This is a genomic window from Candidatus Pelagibacter sp. PS_31, from assembly GCF_059417865.1.
The window spans coordinates 161,828-178,516 of sequence record NZ_CM182069.1; the positions used below are offsets into that span (position 1 = coordinate 161,828).

Annotated in this window: 18 protein-coding genes and 1 rRNA gene; all 19 read left to right on the forward strand. The window is 24.6% G+C overall.

Annotated features, from left to right (window positions below):
* The first annotated feature begins 99 nt into the window (after positions 1-99).
* The 19 genes from AC5SLN_RS00845 to AC5SLN_RS00935 all read left to right on the forward strand — a co-directional run bounded on the left by AC5SLN_RS00845 (position 100) and on the right by AC5SLN_RS00935 (position 16,687).
* The gene (locus AC5SLN_RS00845; protein WP_494593643.1) at positions 100-1,266 is read left to right on the forward strand and encodes a glycosyltransferase; all 1,167 of its coding nucleotides are present in this window, start codon (positions 100-102) and stop codon (positions 1,264-1,266) included.
* Between the two features lie 8 nt (positions 1,267-1,274).
* Positions 1,275-2,024: a glycosyltransferase family A protein gene (locus AC5SLN_RS00850; protein WP_494593645.1), complete on the forward strand. Its 750-nt coding sequence runs from the start codon at positions 1,275-1,277 to the stop codon at positions 2,022-2,024.
* Between the two features lie 86 nt (positions 2,025-2,110).
* Positions 2,111-3,058: an MraY family glycosyltransferase gene (locus AC5SLN_RS00855; RefSeq protein ID WP_494593647.1), complete on the forward strand. Its 948-nt coding sequence runs from the start codon at positions 2,111-2,113 to the stop codon at positions 3,056-3,058.
* Positions 3,059-3,424: 366 nt separating this feature from the next.
* Positions 3,425-4,150, forward strand: a complete 726-nt coding sequence (locus AC5SLN_RS00860; protein ID WP_494593649.1) for a DUF4956 domain-containing protein — start codon at positions 3,425-3,427, stop codon at positions 4,148-4,150.
* An 11-nt stretch (positions 4,151-4,161) separates the two neighbouring features.
* The gene (locus AC5SLN_RS00865; RefSeq protein ID WP_494593651.1) at positions 4,162-6,723 is read left to right on the forward strand and encodes a CotH family protein; all 2,562 of its coding nucleotides are present in this window, start codon (positions 4,162-4,164) and stop codon (positions 6,721-6,723) included.
* Between the two features lies 1 nt (position 6,724).
* The gene (locus AC5SLN_RS00870) at positions 6,725-7,009 is read left to right on the forward strand and encodes a VTC domain-containing protein (protein ID WP_494593653.1); all 285 of its coding nucleotides are present in this window, start codon (positions 6,725-6,727) and stop codon (positions 7,007-7,009) included.
* 29 nt (positions 7,010-7,038) lie between these two features.
* Positions 7,039-7,383 (forward strand): VTC domain-containing protein, encoded by a 345-nt coding sequence (locus AC5SLN_RS00875; RefSeq protein WP_494594191.1) that lies wholly within the window; start codon positions 7,039-7,041, stop codon positions 7,381-7,383.
* Between the two features lie 17 nt (positions 7,384-7,400).
* A complete protein-coding gene (locus AC5SLN_RS00880; RefSeq protein ID WP_494593655.1) occupies positions 7,401-8,189 on the forward strand; it encodes a glycosyltransferase in 789 nt (262 codons plus the stop codon).
* A 12-nt stretch (positions 8,190-8,201) separates the two neighbouring features.
* The gene (locus AC5SLN_RS00885) at positions 8,202-9,863 is read left to right on the forward strand and encodes a DUF8201 family protein (protein WP_494593657.1); all 1,662 of its coding nucleotides are present in this window, start codon (positions 8,202-8,204) and stop codon (positions 9,861-9,863) included.
* Positions 9,863-10,603, forward strand: a complete 741-nt coding sequence (locus tag AC5SLN_RS00890) for an FkbM family methyltransferase (RefSeq protein WP_494593659.1) — start codon at positions 9,863-9,865, stop codon at positions 10,601-10,603. Before AC5SLN_RS00885 ends, AC5SLN_RS00890 begins: the two co-directional genes overlap by 1 nt.
* Complete coding sequence (gene gmd, locus AC5SLN_RS00895) at positions 10,600-11,649, forward strand: GDP-mannose 4,6-dehydratase (protein WP_494593661.1); 1,050 nt, start codon at positions 10,600-10,602, stop codon at positions 11,647-11,649. Before AC5SLN_RS00890 ends, gmd begins: the two co-directional genes overlap by 4 nt.
* A complete protein-coding gene (locus tag AC5SLN_RS00900; protein WP_494593663.1) occupies positions 11,639-12,571 on the forward strand; it encodes a GDP-L-fucose synthase family protein in 933 nt (310 codons plus the stop codon). The genes gmd and AC5SLN_RS00900 overlap by 11 nt, the downstream gene beginning before the upstream one ends.
* A gap of 5 nt (positions 12,572-12,576) precedes the next feature.
* Positions 12,577-13,464: an NAD-dependent epimerase/dehydratase family protein gene (locus tag AC5SLN_RS00905; protein WP_494593665.1), complete on the forward strand. Its 888-nt coding sequence runs from the start codon at positions 12,577-12,579 to the stop codon at positions 13,462-13,464.
* Between the two features lie 46 nt (positions 13,465-13,510).
* A 5S ribosomal RNA gene (rrf, locus tag AC5SLN_RS00910) occupies positions 13,511-13,625 on the forward strand.
* A gap of 12 nt (positions 13,626-13,637) precedes the next feature.
* A complete protein-coding gene (gene ykgO, locus AC5SLN_RS00915; protein WP_006997331.1) occupies positions 13,638-13,763 on the forward strand; it encodes a type B 50S ribosomal protein L36 in 126 nt (41 codons plus the stop codon).
* 5 nt (positions 13,764-13,768) lie between these two features.
* Positions 13,769-13,879 carry an aa3-type cytochrome c oxidase subunit IV gene (locus AC5SLN_RS00920; RefSeq protein ID WP_494593666.1) on the forward strand — a complete coding sequence of 37 codons (111 nt, stop codon included), beginning with the start codon at positions 13,769-13,771 and terminating at the stop codon, positions 13,877-13,879.
* A 9-nt stretch (positions 13,880-13,888) separates the two neighbouring features.
* A complete protein-coding gene (locus AC5SLN_RS00925) occupies positions 13,889-14,977 on the forward strand; it encodes a Re/Si-specific NAD(P)(+) transhydrogenase subunit alpha (protein WP_494593668.1) in 1,089 nt (362 codons plus the stop codon).
* Between the two features lie 4 nt (positions 14,978-14,981).
* Positions 14,982-15,290, forward strand: coding sequence for a proton-translocating transhydrogenase family protein (locus AC5SLN_RS00930; protein WP_494593670.1), 309 nt, complete (start codon positions 14,982-14,984; stop codon positions 15,288-15,290).
* 2 nt (positions 15,291-15,292) lie between these two features.
* Complete coding sequence (locus AC5SLN_RS00935; protein WP_494593671.1) at positions 15,293-16,687, forward strand: NAD(P)(+) transhydrogenase (Re/Si-specific) subunit beta; 1,395 nt, start codon at positions 15,293-15,295, stop codon at positions 16,685-16,687.
* Positions 16,688-16,689: the final 2 nt, after the last annotated feature.

Consider the following 16,689-nt stretch of genomic DNA (forward strand, 5'->3'; position numbering starts at 1 on the left):
TTTTTATAATATAGATTTCTAAATAACATTAATTTAAAATATTCGATATACTATTAAATGAAAATTATAAAGCTCCAAATTTAACATAGATTGAGTAAATTGAATTTAAAAAATAAAATTTTTTATTGGTCACCATTTTTAGTTCCTATCGCAACTCCTAAAGCAGTTGTAAATTCAGCAAAAGCGTTACAAAAATATGGAAAAAATTATGATTGTTCTATAATAAATTTTTTTGGCGAATTCAATAAATTTCGGAAGGATTTAGAAAATAAAGATATAAAGTTAATTAATTTCTTTAACAATAAATTGATAAATTTTTTACCAAAATACGGTAAGTTGCAAAGTCGATTATCTTTTATTTTAATTTTTGTTCTTTCATTTTTTCCATTAAAAAAAATAATTAGTAATCAAAAACCAGATTTTTTAATAATACATTTAATTACCTCTCTTCCTCTATTTTTGTTAATATTCTTTAAATTTGAAACAAGATTCATTTTAAGAATATCGGGACTACCAAAATTAGGTATGTTAAGAAAGTTTTTATGGAAAAAAGCTTTCTCAAAAATTTATATGGTAACTTGTCCAACTAAATCAACAGCAAACTATATTGAGAGTCTTGGAATAATAGATAAAGAAAAAATTAAAACTTTGTACGATCCAATTATTGAAATTAATAAAATTAACTTACAAAAAAAACAACAAGTGGATTTACCATTTAAAAAAGCAAAGTATTTTATTGCTGTTGGAAGACTAACTAGACAAAAAAATTTTATAATGCTTTGTAAGGCAGTAAAAAAATTGATTTTAAATTTTCCTGATTTTATATTAGTAATTGCTGGACATGGAGAAGATAAAAATAAAATTTTATCATATATAAAAAAAAATAATTTAGAAAAGAATATTTTTTTAATTGGCTATGTAAAAAATATTTTTCCATATATTAATTCATCACAGGGATTTATTTTATCTTCATTATGGGAGGATCCTGGCTTCGTTTTAATAGAAGCTGGAGCTTGTAAAATTCCTGTTTTTTCTAGTGATTGCCTGGAAGGACCCAGGGAAATTATTAAAGATAATATAAATGGCATACTGTTTAAATCAAATGATATTAATGATTTTGTAAAAAATTTTGGTAGATTTATCAGTATTATAGATAATAAAGATTTGAAAAAAAAATTAATTTTAAATAATTTAATACTTACCAAAAAATTTTCATTATTTAATCATTATTTAAAATTAGATAAAATTTTAAAAGAATTTAATTAATCATAAGAATGAAACCTCTCATCTCTATAGTAATTCCATATTATAAAAAAAAAATATATATTGATCAAACTATTAACTCAATAATTAAACAGTCCTATAAAAATTTTGAATTAATTTTGATATATGACGATCCTGATAAATCAGATTTAAAATATGTAAAAAAAACATTAAAAAAAATTAAAAGAAAAAAAATTATAATAAACAATGTCAACATAGGTGCTGGACTTTCAAGAAATTTGGGGATTTTAAAAGCAAAAGGTAAATATATTTCCTTCATTGATAGTGATGATATTTGGAAAAAAGATAAGTTAAAGAACCAATTATTATTTATGCTCGATAATAATATTGAATTTTGTTTTACCTCTTACTCAATTATAAATAAAAAAAATACTATAATTAAATTTATAAAAGCAAAGAAAAATATTGAATATAAAGATCTTATCAAATCTTGCGATATTGGATTATCAACCGTAATGTTAAAAAAGAAACTGTTAAAAAATACAAAATTTCCAAAAATAAAGACTAAAGAAGATTATGTTTTATGGCTAAAATTATCAAAAAAAAATATTAAAATGATGGGCTTTGATCAAAAATTAGTTTTATGGAGAAAATTAGATAATTCACTTTCAAGCTCAGTTTTTCAAAGAGTTCATGATGCCTTTTATGTATATAACACTCATTTAAATTTTAATTTTATTAAATCTATTTATTATATTTTTTTAATGTCATTTAATTTTTTTAAAAAACGATATTTATGATTTCAACTTATAATTTTTTTTTATCAATAATATTTTGTACATTTATATCATTCTTTTTATATTATTTTTTTAGTAAGAAAAATTTTTTGTTAGATCAAATAAGTACATCTAAACATAAACAATTAGCACAAGAGAAATCCTCGAATAAGATTATATTATGTGGGGGTATTATCGTTTTTATCAACTGCCTCTTTTTTTTTGATAATCAACTTTATATAATAAAAATACTAAGTTTTTTAATTTTAATTATTGGAATTCTCTCTGACAGCAATAAATTTAATTCACCTAAATTAAGAATTATTTCTCAATTTTTTATAATACTAATTTTTTTATTATTAAATAAAAATTTAGCTGTTAGTGATTTAAGAGTTGATTTTTTTAATAATTTTTTAGAAATAGAATTTATTTCTATATTCTTTACTATTTTCTGCATACTTATATTAATCAATGGAAGTAATTTTTTAGATGGATTAAATACTCTAGTTATAGGATATTATGTTTTGGTTCTGACAGCAATTGTAACTGTCTCAATACAGTTTAGTCTTAATATTAATTCTAATGTCTACTATTTGATTATTTTTTTAAGTATTGTATTTTTGCTTAATTTTTTAAACAAAATTTATTTAGGTGATGCTGGCTCCTATTTGATATCTTTCTTAACTGCTTATTTTTTATTAGATTTTTATTCAAATAATGACTCTATTTCTCCTTATTTTATTTGTTTACTTTTATGGTACCCAGCTTTTGAAAATTTATTTTCAATTCTAAGAAGATTTTCTTTGAAAAAAAAAATAGAGCAAGCTGATCAAGGGCACTTGCATCAAATAATCTATACTAAATTTAAAGATTTAAATTTTATAAATAAAAAATATTTAAATACATTTACAGGAATGCTGATTAACTCTTTTAATTGTATTGTATTTTTACTGTCGTATAAGTACTACTTCTTGACGAAAAATTTAATAATAATTATTATTTTAAATATTTTGGTTTATTTATTGTTATATTTTTCTTTAAAAAAAAAATTAGGTTAGTTTGAATATTTAACAGCATTATTTTATAAAATTGAGAAGAATTAAAGAAACCATCTGCATTAAATATACAAAAAAATATTTTTTTACCTCAACTATTGTTTCAATTATAGTGTTTACATGACAAATTTTTGTTTAATTATTCTCATCTCCCAAACTTCTAACCATTTGTAAGAAGATTTTTATTAGATATAACTAAAATCTTCCTAATTATAAAATTTCAAGTTCCCTAATAAATGTTGAAGACAAGAAGTTTCTTAATTAGCTCCCATAACTTAAATTAAATTATTAAGTACTTTTATATAATTTTGTATATTGGTATTGCTTTAACTAATTATTATATTATTAATATTTTTAAATATAAGTATTATGAATAAAAGTTTATTTAATAGCGAGTTAAAAAGTCTAGAGAATTTTATATTAAACTCAGCACCAGATATAAGCTATTCTAATTTCATTTTTGCAATTCTTGTTTCTGCATTTTTAGCTTTTATAGTAAAACTTACATATATTAAGATTTCCAGAACACTTAATGATAGAGAATATTTTTCAGATACGTTTATTCCTTTGGCTATTGTTACAACATTAGTAATTACAGTTATAAAATTTTCTTTGGCTTTATCACTTGGGTTAGTAGGTGCACTTTCAATTGTTAGATTTAGAGCTGCAATAAAAGAACCTGAAGAGTTAGTTTATTTATTTCTTATAATTGCTATAGGGCTTGCAAATGGAGCAAATCAGTTTTTAGTTTCGACGATCTGCACTTTTTTAATAATCTTTATATTATTTATTAAAAAATATTTTGATAATAAAAAAAATCAAAAAAACTTAAGTGATAGCTCTGTAAATGTTTTGCAGATTGAAATTTCAGATAAAAATAAAGGTATTGAAGAAATTATTACAGCATTAAAAACTAAAACATTATATTTAAAGTTAAAATCTTTTCGAATTGAAAAAGAAGTTTCACAATATATTTTTTGGTTTGATGTTAAAAAAAATGATATAAATAGTTTTATTGAAATTACTGAAAATCTAAAAAAAAAACAAGAAAATATTTCTATTCATGTTTATTCAAGAACAGGAATTTATGAATAATGAGGTAAATCTTGTTAATAAAAAAAAATTTTTTTAATTATAGATATTTACTTTTTATAAAATCTTTATTTAGTAAATTTTTATTTGGATTAGGCTCTATATCTTTTGTTTTAATAATATCAGTTTTTATTTATTATTTTTCAAGTGGTTTAAGTAAAACATACAGTCTTAAAATTTTTATTACAAAAGTAAACGAAAAAATTCTTGATCGTTATTTAGGTGTTAATATTTTAAAAAAAAATGAATATATTGATTTAGTTAAAATTAAAATAAAATATTTGTTTATTAAACCTGAGCTTGAAAAGCTAAATCTTAAAGTTAATCAAAAAACAATTTTACAAATTGAAAAGCAGAGACAATTAAAAAATAAAAATGGTGGAATTTTACCGTCTAAATATAACAATATGTATGATGTGCAGATTCAATACAATAAAAAAAAAATTAAAGCTAAAATAAGAATAAAAGGTGTCAGACCAATTCATTGGCAAAATAATAAAACATCTTCATATAAAATTGATCTTATTGGTAATAATAGACTTTGGGGTATGGAGGAGTTTGCCGTTCAGAAACCAATTACCAAAAATTATGCATATGAATTTTTGTTTCACAAATTTTTAAAAAAGACTGATAACCTATATCTTAAATATTTCCCGATAAACCTTTATTTTAATGATGATAACAGAGGCGTTTATGCTGTTGAAGAAAGTTTTTCTAAAGAATTATTAGAGAGACAAAAAAAAAGAAATGGTCCAATATTTAGCTTAAATGAAGATATAGGTGAATACTATCCAAATGTTAATTATGAATTATACTCAAGTAAATATTGGATAGAACAACAGTTAGAACTCTCAAAAGTAGCTTTTTCAATATTAAATAAAGTTAAAGACAATGATAATTTAAACATATCAAATTATTTTGACATAGATAGATGGGCAAGTTATTTTGCTGTTATTGATATGCTCGGTGCTTATCATGGGTCGTTGTCTAAAAGCGTTAGACTTTATTTTAACCCAACGACATCAAAATTTGAACCAATTGGTTACGATGCACACTTAGGTGCTGGAAATTTTTCAAATTTTATTTTAGCAGATTTTCTGCAAGAGAATAAATCTAATTGTATTTATATTTGTAATGAAAAAAGTTGGTATTTTAAATTTTTTAAATTACAAAATGGAGAATTAAATTCTGAATTTTTAGAAAAATATATTCATTATCTAAACTTATATTCAAATGAAGAATTTATTAATGAATTCTTAAAAGAAATTCAAAATGAATTAAATGAGTTTAATCTGGCAATATACTCAGAAACTTCGAAAGTTGACAAGATATTATGGAAAGGACTAGGTCCCTATTTATATGATGATCAAATTCTTTATCAGAGAGCCAAATTGATAAAGAATAGAATCAATTCAATAAATTTAAATAATTATAAGATCTCATTAGAAAACAACAGATTAAATTTTAAAGACAATTATTCAAATTTCCCAGTAAAAATAATTGCAAGAAATTGTAATGATAAAATAAATAAAATTTATTATTTAGCTGGAAATATGATGATTGATTGGAAAAATGGGTGCACAGAAATTATAATAGATAAAGATGAAAATAAACCTTACATTTTAAATGAAGACATAACTATGTCAAAAAATGTAATTCTTGATATAGCCAAAGATTTTGAAATTCTTAGTAATCACTCAAGTGTAGAGGCGATATCACAAAGCGACTTTGAAATTTCTAGAAATTTAGAAATAAATAAAAATACATATATTGCTAAAAACCAAAATTTTTTAATAAAAAATAATCTTAATCTTCAGTTAAATAATGGTGCTATATTATTTATTCAAGGTAACATTAAATTTGAAGGATTAAGTGATAGCAAAATATATATTAAATCAGATGGATCAGGGTCAATAATATTTGAAAATAATAACGTCATAATTAAACATACGAATATAGAAAATCTAGGTTATCCAAAACTTAATCAATACATTTTATATGGAGGACTAAACTTTATAAACAGCAATGCTGTTTTAGAAAATATTTTGATAAAAGATTCAAAAAGTGAAGACGCAATAAACTTGATTAACTCTAATACATTATTAAAAAATATTTTTTTAGAAAATATTGAGTCCGATGCTATAGATATTGATTTTGGGTCAGTAAATTTCAATACAATTAATTGTTTAAATATTAGAAATGATTGTTTAGATATTTCTGGCGCAAAAACAAAAGGAATTAAATTAATTATAGATAAATCTTATGATAAAGGTTTGAGTATTGGTGAAAATTCTAATGTTGATATTAAAAATTTAGTGATGAAAAATAGCAGGACAGGAGTAGCAGTTAAAGATGGATCCATTGCATATCTTGAGAATATAGAATCAGTAAATAATGAATATGATTTAGCATTATTTAATAAAAAAAATGAATATGAAAATCCAACTGTAAAAATTAAAAACTTTAATAAGAAAACTAAAAAAATACTTCAATCTAAAAATTCAAAATTGACAATAGATAATCAAATAGTTTTAGGAAAACATAGTAATACCTATATTAATTCAATACTTTATTAATATGGAACAAAGATTAGAAAAAAAATTTGTATTTTTACCTGGGGATAATAAGAAAATAGAAACTCTTAAAATTGAAGGTTTTTTTAAAAAAATTTATTACAAAAGAAGAGTTAGTTCAATATATTATGACACAATAGATCTAAATTGTTTGTGGGATAATATCAATGGATTTTCTAATAGAGATAAATACCGAGTAAGATGGTATGATGATATTAATAATTCTGAAGTTTTTTTTGAAAAAAAAAAAAAATTAATCAAGCAACACAAAAAACTAAAATTAGTTTAGGCAAATTTAAAAACCAAGAAGATCTTAATATCTTTCTTAAATCAAAAGAGTTTGATAATTCAATATTTAAAATCACAACTCTAAATCTAGTTCAGGTTTTAACCGTCTCATACAGTAGAGACTATTATATAGATAATAAAAAAAAGCTGAGAATTACTTTTGATGAAAATATAAAGATCCATCAAAGTTTTGAAGGTAACTTTTTTAAAAATCTAGCCAACATAGATAATAATATTTTAGAATTTAAATATTTATTAGATGATAGTGATTATGTAAGACAAAAAATGTATAATTTAAATTTTAACCTTAGAAATCAAAAATTTTCTAAATACGTCCAAAGCTTTATGGTTTTAAATGAAATGGGCCATAATTAAATTTTGATATAATTAAAATGAAAATTTCGATACTTATCTCAAGCTATAATAAGGATAATTATTTAGAGAGATGTATATTATCATGCCTCAATCAAAAATACAAAGACTATGAAGTTATTTTAATTGATAATGAGTCAACAGATAAAACAGAATCTATCTTAAAAAAATATAGAGAACACATTATCATTAGAAGTGAACCAAAAATTAGTAAATATTCCCCAGTTAATCAGATGGATGTTATAAATAAAGCACTTATTATTTCTTCAGGAGAAATTATTTGTTTTCTTGATGCAGATGATTATTTTGAAAACAATAAACTTGAAGAAGTAAATAAACTTTTTTTAAATAATTCTGAAGTGACTGTAATTTTTGATAAACCTAAAATATTAAATAATGATATTTTTAGCCATTTTAAAATGAAAAAAAAATTTAACAAACATATTTGGCCAACAACACACCCAACTAGCTCAATAAGTATAAAAAAAACTTTTTTACAAAAGATTTTTGAAAATAAAAAAATTCAAAAGTATCCACTTTTAGAAATTGACTTTATAATTACAAGTTTATCTAAAATGATTTATAAAAATTTTTTGGTTACAAATTTAAATCTTACAGTATATCAAAAAGTATATGATGGAGTTATGTCAAAAATTAAAAAATTTTCCATTAATTGGTGGAAAAAACGATTACAAGCACATTATTTTATTTTTGACATATACAAAGAGAATGAAATTAAATATAAAAAAAATTATGATTTTTATTTAACAAAAGTCACTGTTTGGTTATCAAATAAAATAATGAAATAATTAGTAATTATTATGCACTCACTTATAATTTTACTGATTTATTACTGGCTGATTACATTTTCCTTAGTTGGTTATGGAATCCTATTTAACCAGGTTTTTCTCAATTCTTCTGAGAATGATATTGGTTATTTGGGGGTTTATGGAATTTTTATTCTTATACTCTTTTCATATATTTCAAGTTTTTTTATACCCCATACTGAATTATTTAACTCGATCATTCTTTTAATTGGCTTAATAAACATTTTAATAAATAAAGAAAAAAATATTCTTAAGAATAATATAAAAAAATTATTAATTGTTTTTTTTATTTTAACTATATTCATTCTTTTAGCAAAAAATCACGATGATTTCCCATATTATCATTTTCCTTACACACATTTATTAACCGAATATTCAAATATGATCGGATTAGGAAATTTTAATCATGGATTTAGAACCCATTCATCAATTTTTTATTTGTCTTCCTTATTTAACTTGCCTTATTCTAATTATTTTTTGTTACATCTATCACCTGTTTTTTTTATGGGTTTTGCTAATATTATTTTATACAATAAAATATTGCCTTATCTTGAGGGAAAGAAGTCCTCATATATATTGTATTTATCACTGCTTTCTTTTGCCTTTATAAATGTATTTTTTGTACGACTAGGCGAACACGGCACTGATCGTTCTGCAATGATATTAATCATAATTATAATTATTGAATTACTTTATTTAACAAATAAAACAAAAATTGTTCATAAAAACTCATTTTTAAAGCTTTTTATTTTTATAACACTTATTGTTTCTTTAAAAACATTTTATGTTTTATATGTATTGTTGCTTATTCCTTTAATTTTCTATTTTAATAAAAATAAAGTTTCTTTAATATTTTTCTTTAAAAATAAAATCACATATTTGTGTTTGTTCATGATTATGTCTTTATTAATTGTTAATTTTTTTAATAGTGGTTGCTTATTATATCCGGTAAAGCTGACTTGTTTTGATAATTTTAGTTGGTCTATTCCAATAAGTGAAGTTGAACAAATGAATAATTGGTATCAACAATGGGCTAAAGCAGGTGCAAATCCGAACTTTCGCGTAGAAAACCCAGAGATATATATTAAAAATTTTAATTGGGTTTCTAACTGGATAGATATGTATTTTTTTAATAAAGTTTCTGATTTCTTGTTAGGTTTATCTTTTTTATGCCTAGTGGTCTGGTTAACTTTTTTTTCAAAAAAAACTAATAAATCTAAAAAAACTAAATTTTGGTTATTATATTTAATTATTATTTTTTTAACGTTGGAATGGTTCTATTTATTACCAACATTAAGATATGGCGGCTATCATTTAATAGCTTTATTATTATTTATTCCACTTTCTATTTATTTGAGTAAATACTCTACTGATTCAAAATTATTAAAAAAGAAAATATATTTTATAATTTTTTTAACAATAGTAATTTTTCTATCTAGGAATATTTCAAGAATAAATAAAGAGTATCATGCGTATAATTACAATATTCTTGTTAATGCTTTTTATTGGGATTATCAGCAAAACTTTAAAATTGCTGATAAAATCAAAAACCTTAATAAATGTCACATCGAAAAAGATTTAAATTCATGCACATCAGATAATTATATAAAAGTTAAGTTTTTAAATAAAAGCTATATCTATCATAGGGAAAAATAATGGGTAATTTATTTAATTTAATTATAAAGATTATTGATTTTTTTTACCAAAAAAAAATAATTACCTTTTTTAAAAATAATTCAAATTCTAAATATGATGTTTTAATAGATGTTGGTGCGCATAAGGGGGAAACTATATCCAGTTTTTTAAAAAATTTTAAAATTAAAAATGTTTATTCATTTGAAGCGAGCAAAAATACCTATCAAGCCCTTGAAACTAATATTGATAGAATAAAAAATATATACAAAGAGACTAATATCGAGATATTTAATTTTGGTGTTGGTAATTCAGTTGATACAAAAATTTTTTATGAATTACCAGATAGTAATTCTTCGACATTTAATTTGATTGATCAAAAATCTTCATATTTTAAAAGAAAAAGTAAAATATTATCTTTCTTTTTTAAAAAAAAATTAAATATAAAAAAAAATTATGTTTCTCAAATTAAACTTTCGCAGTTTATTAAAAAAAGAAAACTAATAAAAATAGATATATTAAAAATTGACACAGAGGGCTATGAATTAGAGGTTCTAAAAGGACTTGGAGAAAAAATTAAAATTATAAACTTTATTTATTTTGAACATCATTATGATAATATGATTAAAAAAAATTATAAATTTTCTGAAATACATAATTTTCTATTAAAAAATGATTTTAAAAGTGTTTTTAAAATAAAAATGCCATTGAGAAAATCTTTTGACTATATATATAAAAAAAAACAATATAAAAACTATTCATGAAAAAAAAAATTGCCCTTATTTTTGGTGTTACAGGACAAGATGGATCTTATCTATCAGAGTTTTTAATTAAAAAAGGCTACTTAGTTCATGGTGTTAAAAGAAGATCTTCATCATTCAATACTGGAAGAATAGATCATATTTATCAGGATCCATTTGATAATAAAAGAAATTTTTTCTTACATTATGGTGATGTTACGGATGCAATATCTGTATCAACATTAATTAAAAAAATTAGACCAAATGAAGTATATAATTTAGCTGCTCAATCTCATGTGGCAGTATCTTTTGAAGTTCCTGAATATACTGCAAATGCAGATGCTATAGGTGCTCTAAGAATTTTAGAGGCAATTAAATTTCATGGTTTTGAAAAGATAACCAAATTTTATCAAGCCGGTACATCTGAAATGTTTGGAAAAGTTCAAGAAATTCCACAAAGTGAAAGTACACCATTTTATCCAAGAAGCCCTTATGGTGTGGCTAAAGTTTATGCTCATTGGATAACGATAAATTATAGAGAAGCATATAATATTTTTGCATGCAACGGAATTTTATTCAATCATGAAAGCCCAAGAAGAGGCGAAACATTTGTTACTAGAAAAATTGTAATTGCTCTTTGTAAGATAAAAAATAATTTGCAGGATAGACTATACTTAGGAAATTTAGAAGCGAAACGTGATTGGGGTCATGCCAGAGACTATGTTGTGGCAATGTGGAAAATGTTACAAAAAAAAACTCCAGATGATTATATTATAGCAACTGGAAAACAATTTTCTGTAAAACAATTTGTAAATTTAGTTTTAAAAGAGCTTAAAATTAAATTCATATGGAAAGGTAAGGGAATAAGTTCAAAATGCTATACATTAGATGGTAAATGTATAGTTGCTTGTGATGAAGAATATTACAGGCCATTAGAAGTCGACACCCTGCTTGGAAATTCTAAAAAAGCAAAAAAAGAATTAAATTGGACAGCAAAAACGAGCATTCAAGAATTAGTTAGAGATATGGTCAACTCTGAATTAAAGATTTTAGAAAAACATGAATCATAATTCTAAGATTTTTGTTGCTGGACATAATGGTTTGGTTGGAAGTGCGATTATCAGAGAATTAAAAAAAAAAAAATTCAATAAAATCATTACAGCTACAAGAAACAAACTAGAATTAACCAACCAGCAAAAAGTTTTAAAATTTTTAAGAAAAGAAAAACCAGATTTTATTATTATAGCAGCGGCTAAAGTAGGGGGTATTTATTCAAATAACAAATATAAAGCAGAATTCATATATGAAAATTTGATGATCCAGTCAAATTTAATTCATTCGGCTTACCTGTGCAAGATAAAAAACCTACTTTTCTTAGGTTCAAGTTGTATTTATCCAAAGGAATGCAAACAGCCAATTAAAGAAGAGTATTTATTAAGCGGCAAATTAGAAGAAACTAATGATGCTTATGCAATTGCTAAAATAGCAGGAATAAAAATGTGCCAAAGTTATAATGAACAATATAAAACAAACTACAAATGTTTGATGCCAACAAATACATTTGGACCTAATGATAATTACCATTCATTAAATTCACATTTTGTACCATCTTTAATTAAAAAAATTCATGAAGCTAAAATAAAAAATAAAAATTATATAGTTGTGTGGGGTAATGGAAAAGTCAAAAGAGAAATACTTTATGTGGATGAATTGGCTAGAGCGTGTGTTTATTTTATGGATAAGAAAATAAAGCACCCCATGATTAATATTGGCAGTGGAAAAGATTCTTCTATAAAAGATTTTACAAAATTATTTTTGAATACCATTGCCCCAAATAAAAAAATTAGCATTAAATATGACTTATCAAAACCGAATGGAACACCTCGAAAAGTTCTCGATATTTCTCTAGCTAAAAAATATGGGTGGAAACCAAATCATAATTTGAAAACACAAATTTTAAAAACGTATAAATCATATTTAGATAAAAAATAAAATATATGAAAAATATTATAGTTGTTACTGGAGGAGCAGGCTTTGTTGGTACAAACCTCATCTCCTTTTTATTAAAAAACTCAAAGTATAAAATTATAAGTATAGATAACTATTCCTCAGGTTCAAAAAGAAACCATATTAAAGATAAAAAAATAAATTATATAAAAGGTAATACCAAAGATATTTCAACAATACTTAATTCAAAAAAAAAAAAAATTAATGTAATTTTTCATTTTGGTGAATTTTCCAGAATATATCAAAGCTTTTTAAATATGGGTGAGTGCATAAATTCTAATACTGTAGGCTCTCATGCTATTTTTAATTTTTGTTTAAATAATAAGATTAAATTAATATATTCTGCTACATCAGCTAGTCTAGGCAACAAGGGAAGAGATAAGGATTTATCACCTTATGCATTTACAAAATCAATTAATTTAGAATTATTAGAAAATTTAAAAAAATGGTTTAAAATGAAATATGAAATAATATATTTTTATAACGTTTACGGACCCAGTCAAATATCAAAAGGTAAAATGGCAACTGTCATAGGGATATTTGAAGAAGCATATAAAAATAAAAAACCTTTAACTGTTGTAAAACCTGGAACACAATCCAGAAGATTTACCCATATTCAGGACACAGTTAAGGTCTGCTTTGATGCTTGGAAAAAAAATAAATGTCGTCATTACAGTATTTCAAGTAAGAAAAATTATACGATTTTAGAAGTCGCTAAATTATTTGGCTCAAAGATTAAGATTTTACCTGCAAGAGATGGAGAGAGATACGCATCTGCTTTAACAAACATGAACCTCTCGAATAAAGTTTACAAAATTTTTGGAAGAATAGAGCTTAAAAACTATATACAAAACTTCAAAAAAAACCTTAAAAAATAAACTATTTCATTGTTTACAATCTTTCTTAATTATGTATAACACTACCGCCGGTGATTATTGCGAAGGGGTAATACCCGATCCCATTCCGAACTCGGAAGTCAAGCCCTTCAGCGCCAATGGTACTTTGTCTTAAGACACGGAAGAGTAGGACATTGCCGGCTATAAAAAATATTATGAAAATTAAAAGCTCATTAAAATCACTTAAAAAAAGAGACCTTAATTCTAAATTAGTTAGAAGAAGAGGAAGAGTTTACATAATTAACAAAACAAATCCAAAGTTTAAAGCAAGACAGAAGTAGTTTTTATGGATAATCAAGACCATAAGAATACCTGGAATAATTTCACTAAATTTGTGTTGTGGGGAACTGTCGCTGTTATAAGTGTTTTAGTTTTAATGGCAATATTCTTGCTATAGAGTTCTCTTATGAGAATAATTTCAATTTTAGAAAATCAAAATATCGAGAAAAGAATTGCAATCACTCCTGAAATTGCAAAAAAATATATAGCTCTTGGATTTGAAATTACTTTAGTTGAAAAATATGGTGAGCATATAGGTTTTAAGGATAGTGACTACAAAGAGTTAGGTGTTGAAATTTCTTCTAATGAAACTGAAATGTTAGGTAAAGCTAATATTGTTATTCAGTTAGGCTTATTATCGGATGAAAATCTTTCGAATTTAAAAGAAAACCAAACGCTCATTGGAGTATTCAATCCTTATGCTAATAAAGAAAAAGTAGAGAATTTGTCAAAAAAAAATATTAATGTTTTTTCTTTAGAAATGTTACCAAGAATTACTAGAGCCCAATCAATGGATATACTTTCTTCTCAAGCTAACCTTGCTGGTTATAAAGCAGTAATAGAGTCGTTTGCAAATTTTGAAAAAGCAATACCCATGATGATGACAGCAGCTGGTACTATTCCAGCAGCAAAAGTATTGGTGGTTGGTGCGGGTGTGGCCGGTCTTCAAGCTATTGCAACTGCTAAAAGAATGGGTGCAATAGTTTTTGCAACAGATGTTAGAATGGCATCGAAAGAACAAGTTGAAAGTTTAGGCGGAAAATTTTTAACTGTTGAGGGGTCTGAAAATCTTGAGACAGAAGGTGGTTATGCAAAAGAAGTGTCTGAAGAATTTAAAAAAAAACAAGAAGATCTTTTAGCTGAAACTTTAAAGAAAATTGATATTGCAATATGTACTGCTTTAATTCCAGGCAAAAAAGCTCCATTAATTATTAAAGGCTCAATGATTGATAATATGCAGCCTGGTTCAGTTATTTATGATCTAGCAGCAGTTCAGGGTGGAAATGCAGAATTTACTGAAGTTGATAAAACTGTAGTTAAAAATGGGGTAAAGATTATGGGAGAAACAAATATTCTAAATAAGCTTCCTGTTTCGTCTTCAAACTTATATTCAAAAAATGTATTTAATTTTGTGGCTAATTTATATGATAAAGAAAATAAAAAAATTAATATTAACCTAGAAGATGAAATAATTAACAAAACTTTAATTAAATAAATTTATGGAAATAGACCCTTTTATATTTAGATTAAGTATATTTATATTATCAATCTTTATTGGTTATTATGTGGTTTGGAGTGTAACCCCATCTTTACACACACCATTAATGTCAGTTACTAATGCGATATCATCAGTCATTATTGTTGGCGCAATAATTGCAGGTTTGGCTGGAAATGCGAACAATGTTTTTACAATCTCAAACATTCTTGGTTTTTTAGCAATATCTCTTGCTGCGATTAATATATTTGGAGGATTTTTAGTGACCCAAAGGATGCTTCAAATGTATAAAAAAAAGAAGAAAGATAAATAATTATGTCAGCAAATTTATCAGCAATATTTTATTTAGTTTCAGGAGTTTTGTTTATCTTAGCATTAAGAGGTCTTTCATCACCAGAAACATCAAGACAAGGTAATTTTTTTGGAATCTTGGGAATGGTGATAGCTATCGCTGTTACTTTTTTATCTATTGGAAATTTCTCAAGCGGACTAATTTATGTATTAATTTTTTTACTGGTTGGAGGACTTATAGGGGCATTCATAGCTTACAAAATACCAATGACAGCTATGCCAGAATTAGTTGCAGGATTTCATAGTTTAGTTGGACTATCAGCAGTTTTTGTTGCAATTTCAGCTTTCTTAAATCCGGAGGCATTTAATCTAGGATCAGTAGGTGCTATTAAACTTGCAAGCTTAATTGAAATGTCAATTGGAGCCGCAGTTGGTGCCATAACATTTTCAGGTTCAATAATTGCTTTTTTAAAACTTCAAGGAATAATGTCAGGTTCACCAATTACTTTTAAAGGGCAGCATTTTCTTAATGCTTTATTGTTAATCTCAATAATAATTTTAACTTACTTGTTATGCTCATCCCAGTCCTCTAATTTCTTTTGGATATTAATAGCTGTTTCATTTTTAATAGGATTTTTATTAATTATCCCTATTGGAGGGGCAGATATGCCTGTGGTAATTTCAATGTTAAATTCATACTCTGGTTGGGCTGCTGCAGGAATTGGTTTTACTTTAGAAAATACTGCATTAATTATAACAGGAGCTCTAGTTGGATCTTCAGGTGCAATTTTATCTTACATAATGTGCAAAGGTATGAACCGCTCTTTCTTTAATGTAATTTTAGGAGGATTTGGTGCAACAGAACAATCCGCATCATCTGGAAATAAAGAACAAAAACCTGTTAAGAGTGGTAATGCTGAAGATGCAGCCTTCTTAATGAAAAATGCCTCTTCTGTTATAATTGTTCCAGGCTATGGAATGGCTGTAGCTCAAGCACAACACGCACTAAGAGAGATGGTTGATACATTAAAGAAAAATGACATTAAAGTTACTTATGCAATTCATCCTGTTGCAGGAAGAATGCCAGGGCATATGAACGTTTTATTAGCTGAAGCTAATGTTCCATATGATGAAGTTTTTGAACTTGAAGAAATTAATAATGATTTTGCTAATGCAGATGTTGCATTTGTTATTGGAGCTAATGACGTAACAAATCCTGTTGCGAAAACTGACCCACAAAGTCCAATTTATGGAATGCCAGTATTAGATGTTGAAAAATGTAAGTCTGTATTATTTGTAAAAAGAAGTTTGTCCCCTGGATATGCTGGAATTGATAATGACCTGTTTTATAAAGAAAATACTTTAATGTTATTTGCTGATGCAAAAAAGATGACTGAAGATATAACAAAAAACCTTTAAGA

Coding starts and splice junctions, on each gene's coding strand:
- AC5SLN_RS00880 (WP_494593655.1), top strand. CDS start 7,401: ATGAAAATTTCGATACTTATCTCAAGCTATAATAAGGATAATTATTTA.
- AC5SLN_RS00870 (WP_494593653.1), top strand. CDS start 6,725: ATGGAACAAAGATTAGAAAAAAAATTTGTATTTTTACCTGGGGATAAT.
- AC5SLN_RS00890 (WP_494593659.1), top strand. CDS start 9,863: ATGGGTAATTTATTTAATTTAATTATAAAGATTATTGATTTTTTTTAC.
- AC5SLN_RS00905 (WP_494593665.1), top strand. CDS start 12,577: ATGAAAAATATTATAGTTGTTACTGGAGGAGCAGGCTTTGTTGGTACA.
- AC5SLN_RS00850 (WP_494593645.1), top strand. CDS start 1,275: ATGAAACCTCTCATCTCTATAGTAATTCCATATTATAAAAAAAAAATA.
- AC5SLN_RS00935 (WP_494593671.1), top strand. CDS start 15,293: ATGTCAGCAAATTTATCAGCAATATTTTATTTAGTTTCAGGAGTTTTG.
- ykgO (WP_006997331.1), top strand. CDS start 13,638: ATGAAAATTAAAAGCTCATTAAAATCACTTAAAAAAAGAGACCTTAAT.
- gmd (WP_494593661.1), top strand. CDS start 10,600: ATGAAAAAAAAAATTGCCCTTATTTTTGGTGTTACAGGACAAGATGGA.
- AC5SLN_RS00860 (WP_494593649.1), top strand. CDS start 3,425: ATGAATAAAAGTTTATTTAATAGCGAGTTAAAAAGTCTAGAGAATTTT.
- AC5SLN_RS00920 (WP_494593666.1), top strand. CDS start 13,769: ATGGATAATCAAGACCATAAGAATACCTGGAATAATTTCACTAAATTT.
- AC5SLN_RS00930 (WP_494593670.1), top strand. CDS start 14,982: ATGGAAATAGACCCTTTTATATTTAGATTAAGTATATTTATATTATCA.
- AC5SLN_RS00885 (WP_494593657.1), top strand. CDS start 8,202: ATGCACTCACTTATAATTTTACTGATTTATTACTGGCTGATTACATTT.
- AC5SLN_RS00925 (WP_494593668.1), top strand. CDS start 13,889: ATGAGAATAATTTCAATTTTAGAAAATCAAAATATCGAGAAAAGAATT.
- AC5SLN_RS00900 (WP_494593663.1), top strand. CDS start 11,639: ATGAATCATAATTCTAAGATTTTTGTTGCTGGACATAATGGTTTGGTT.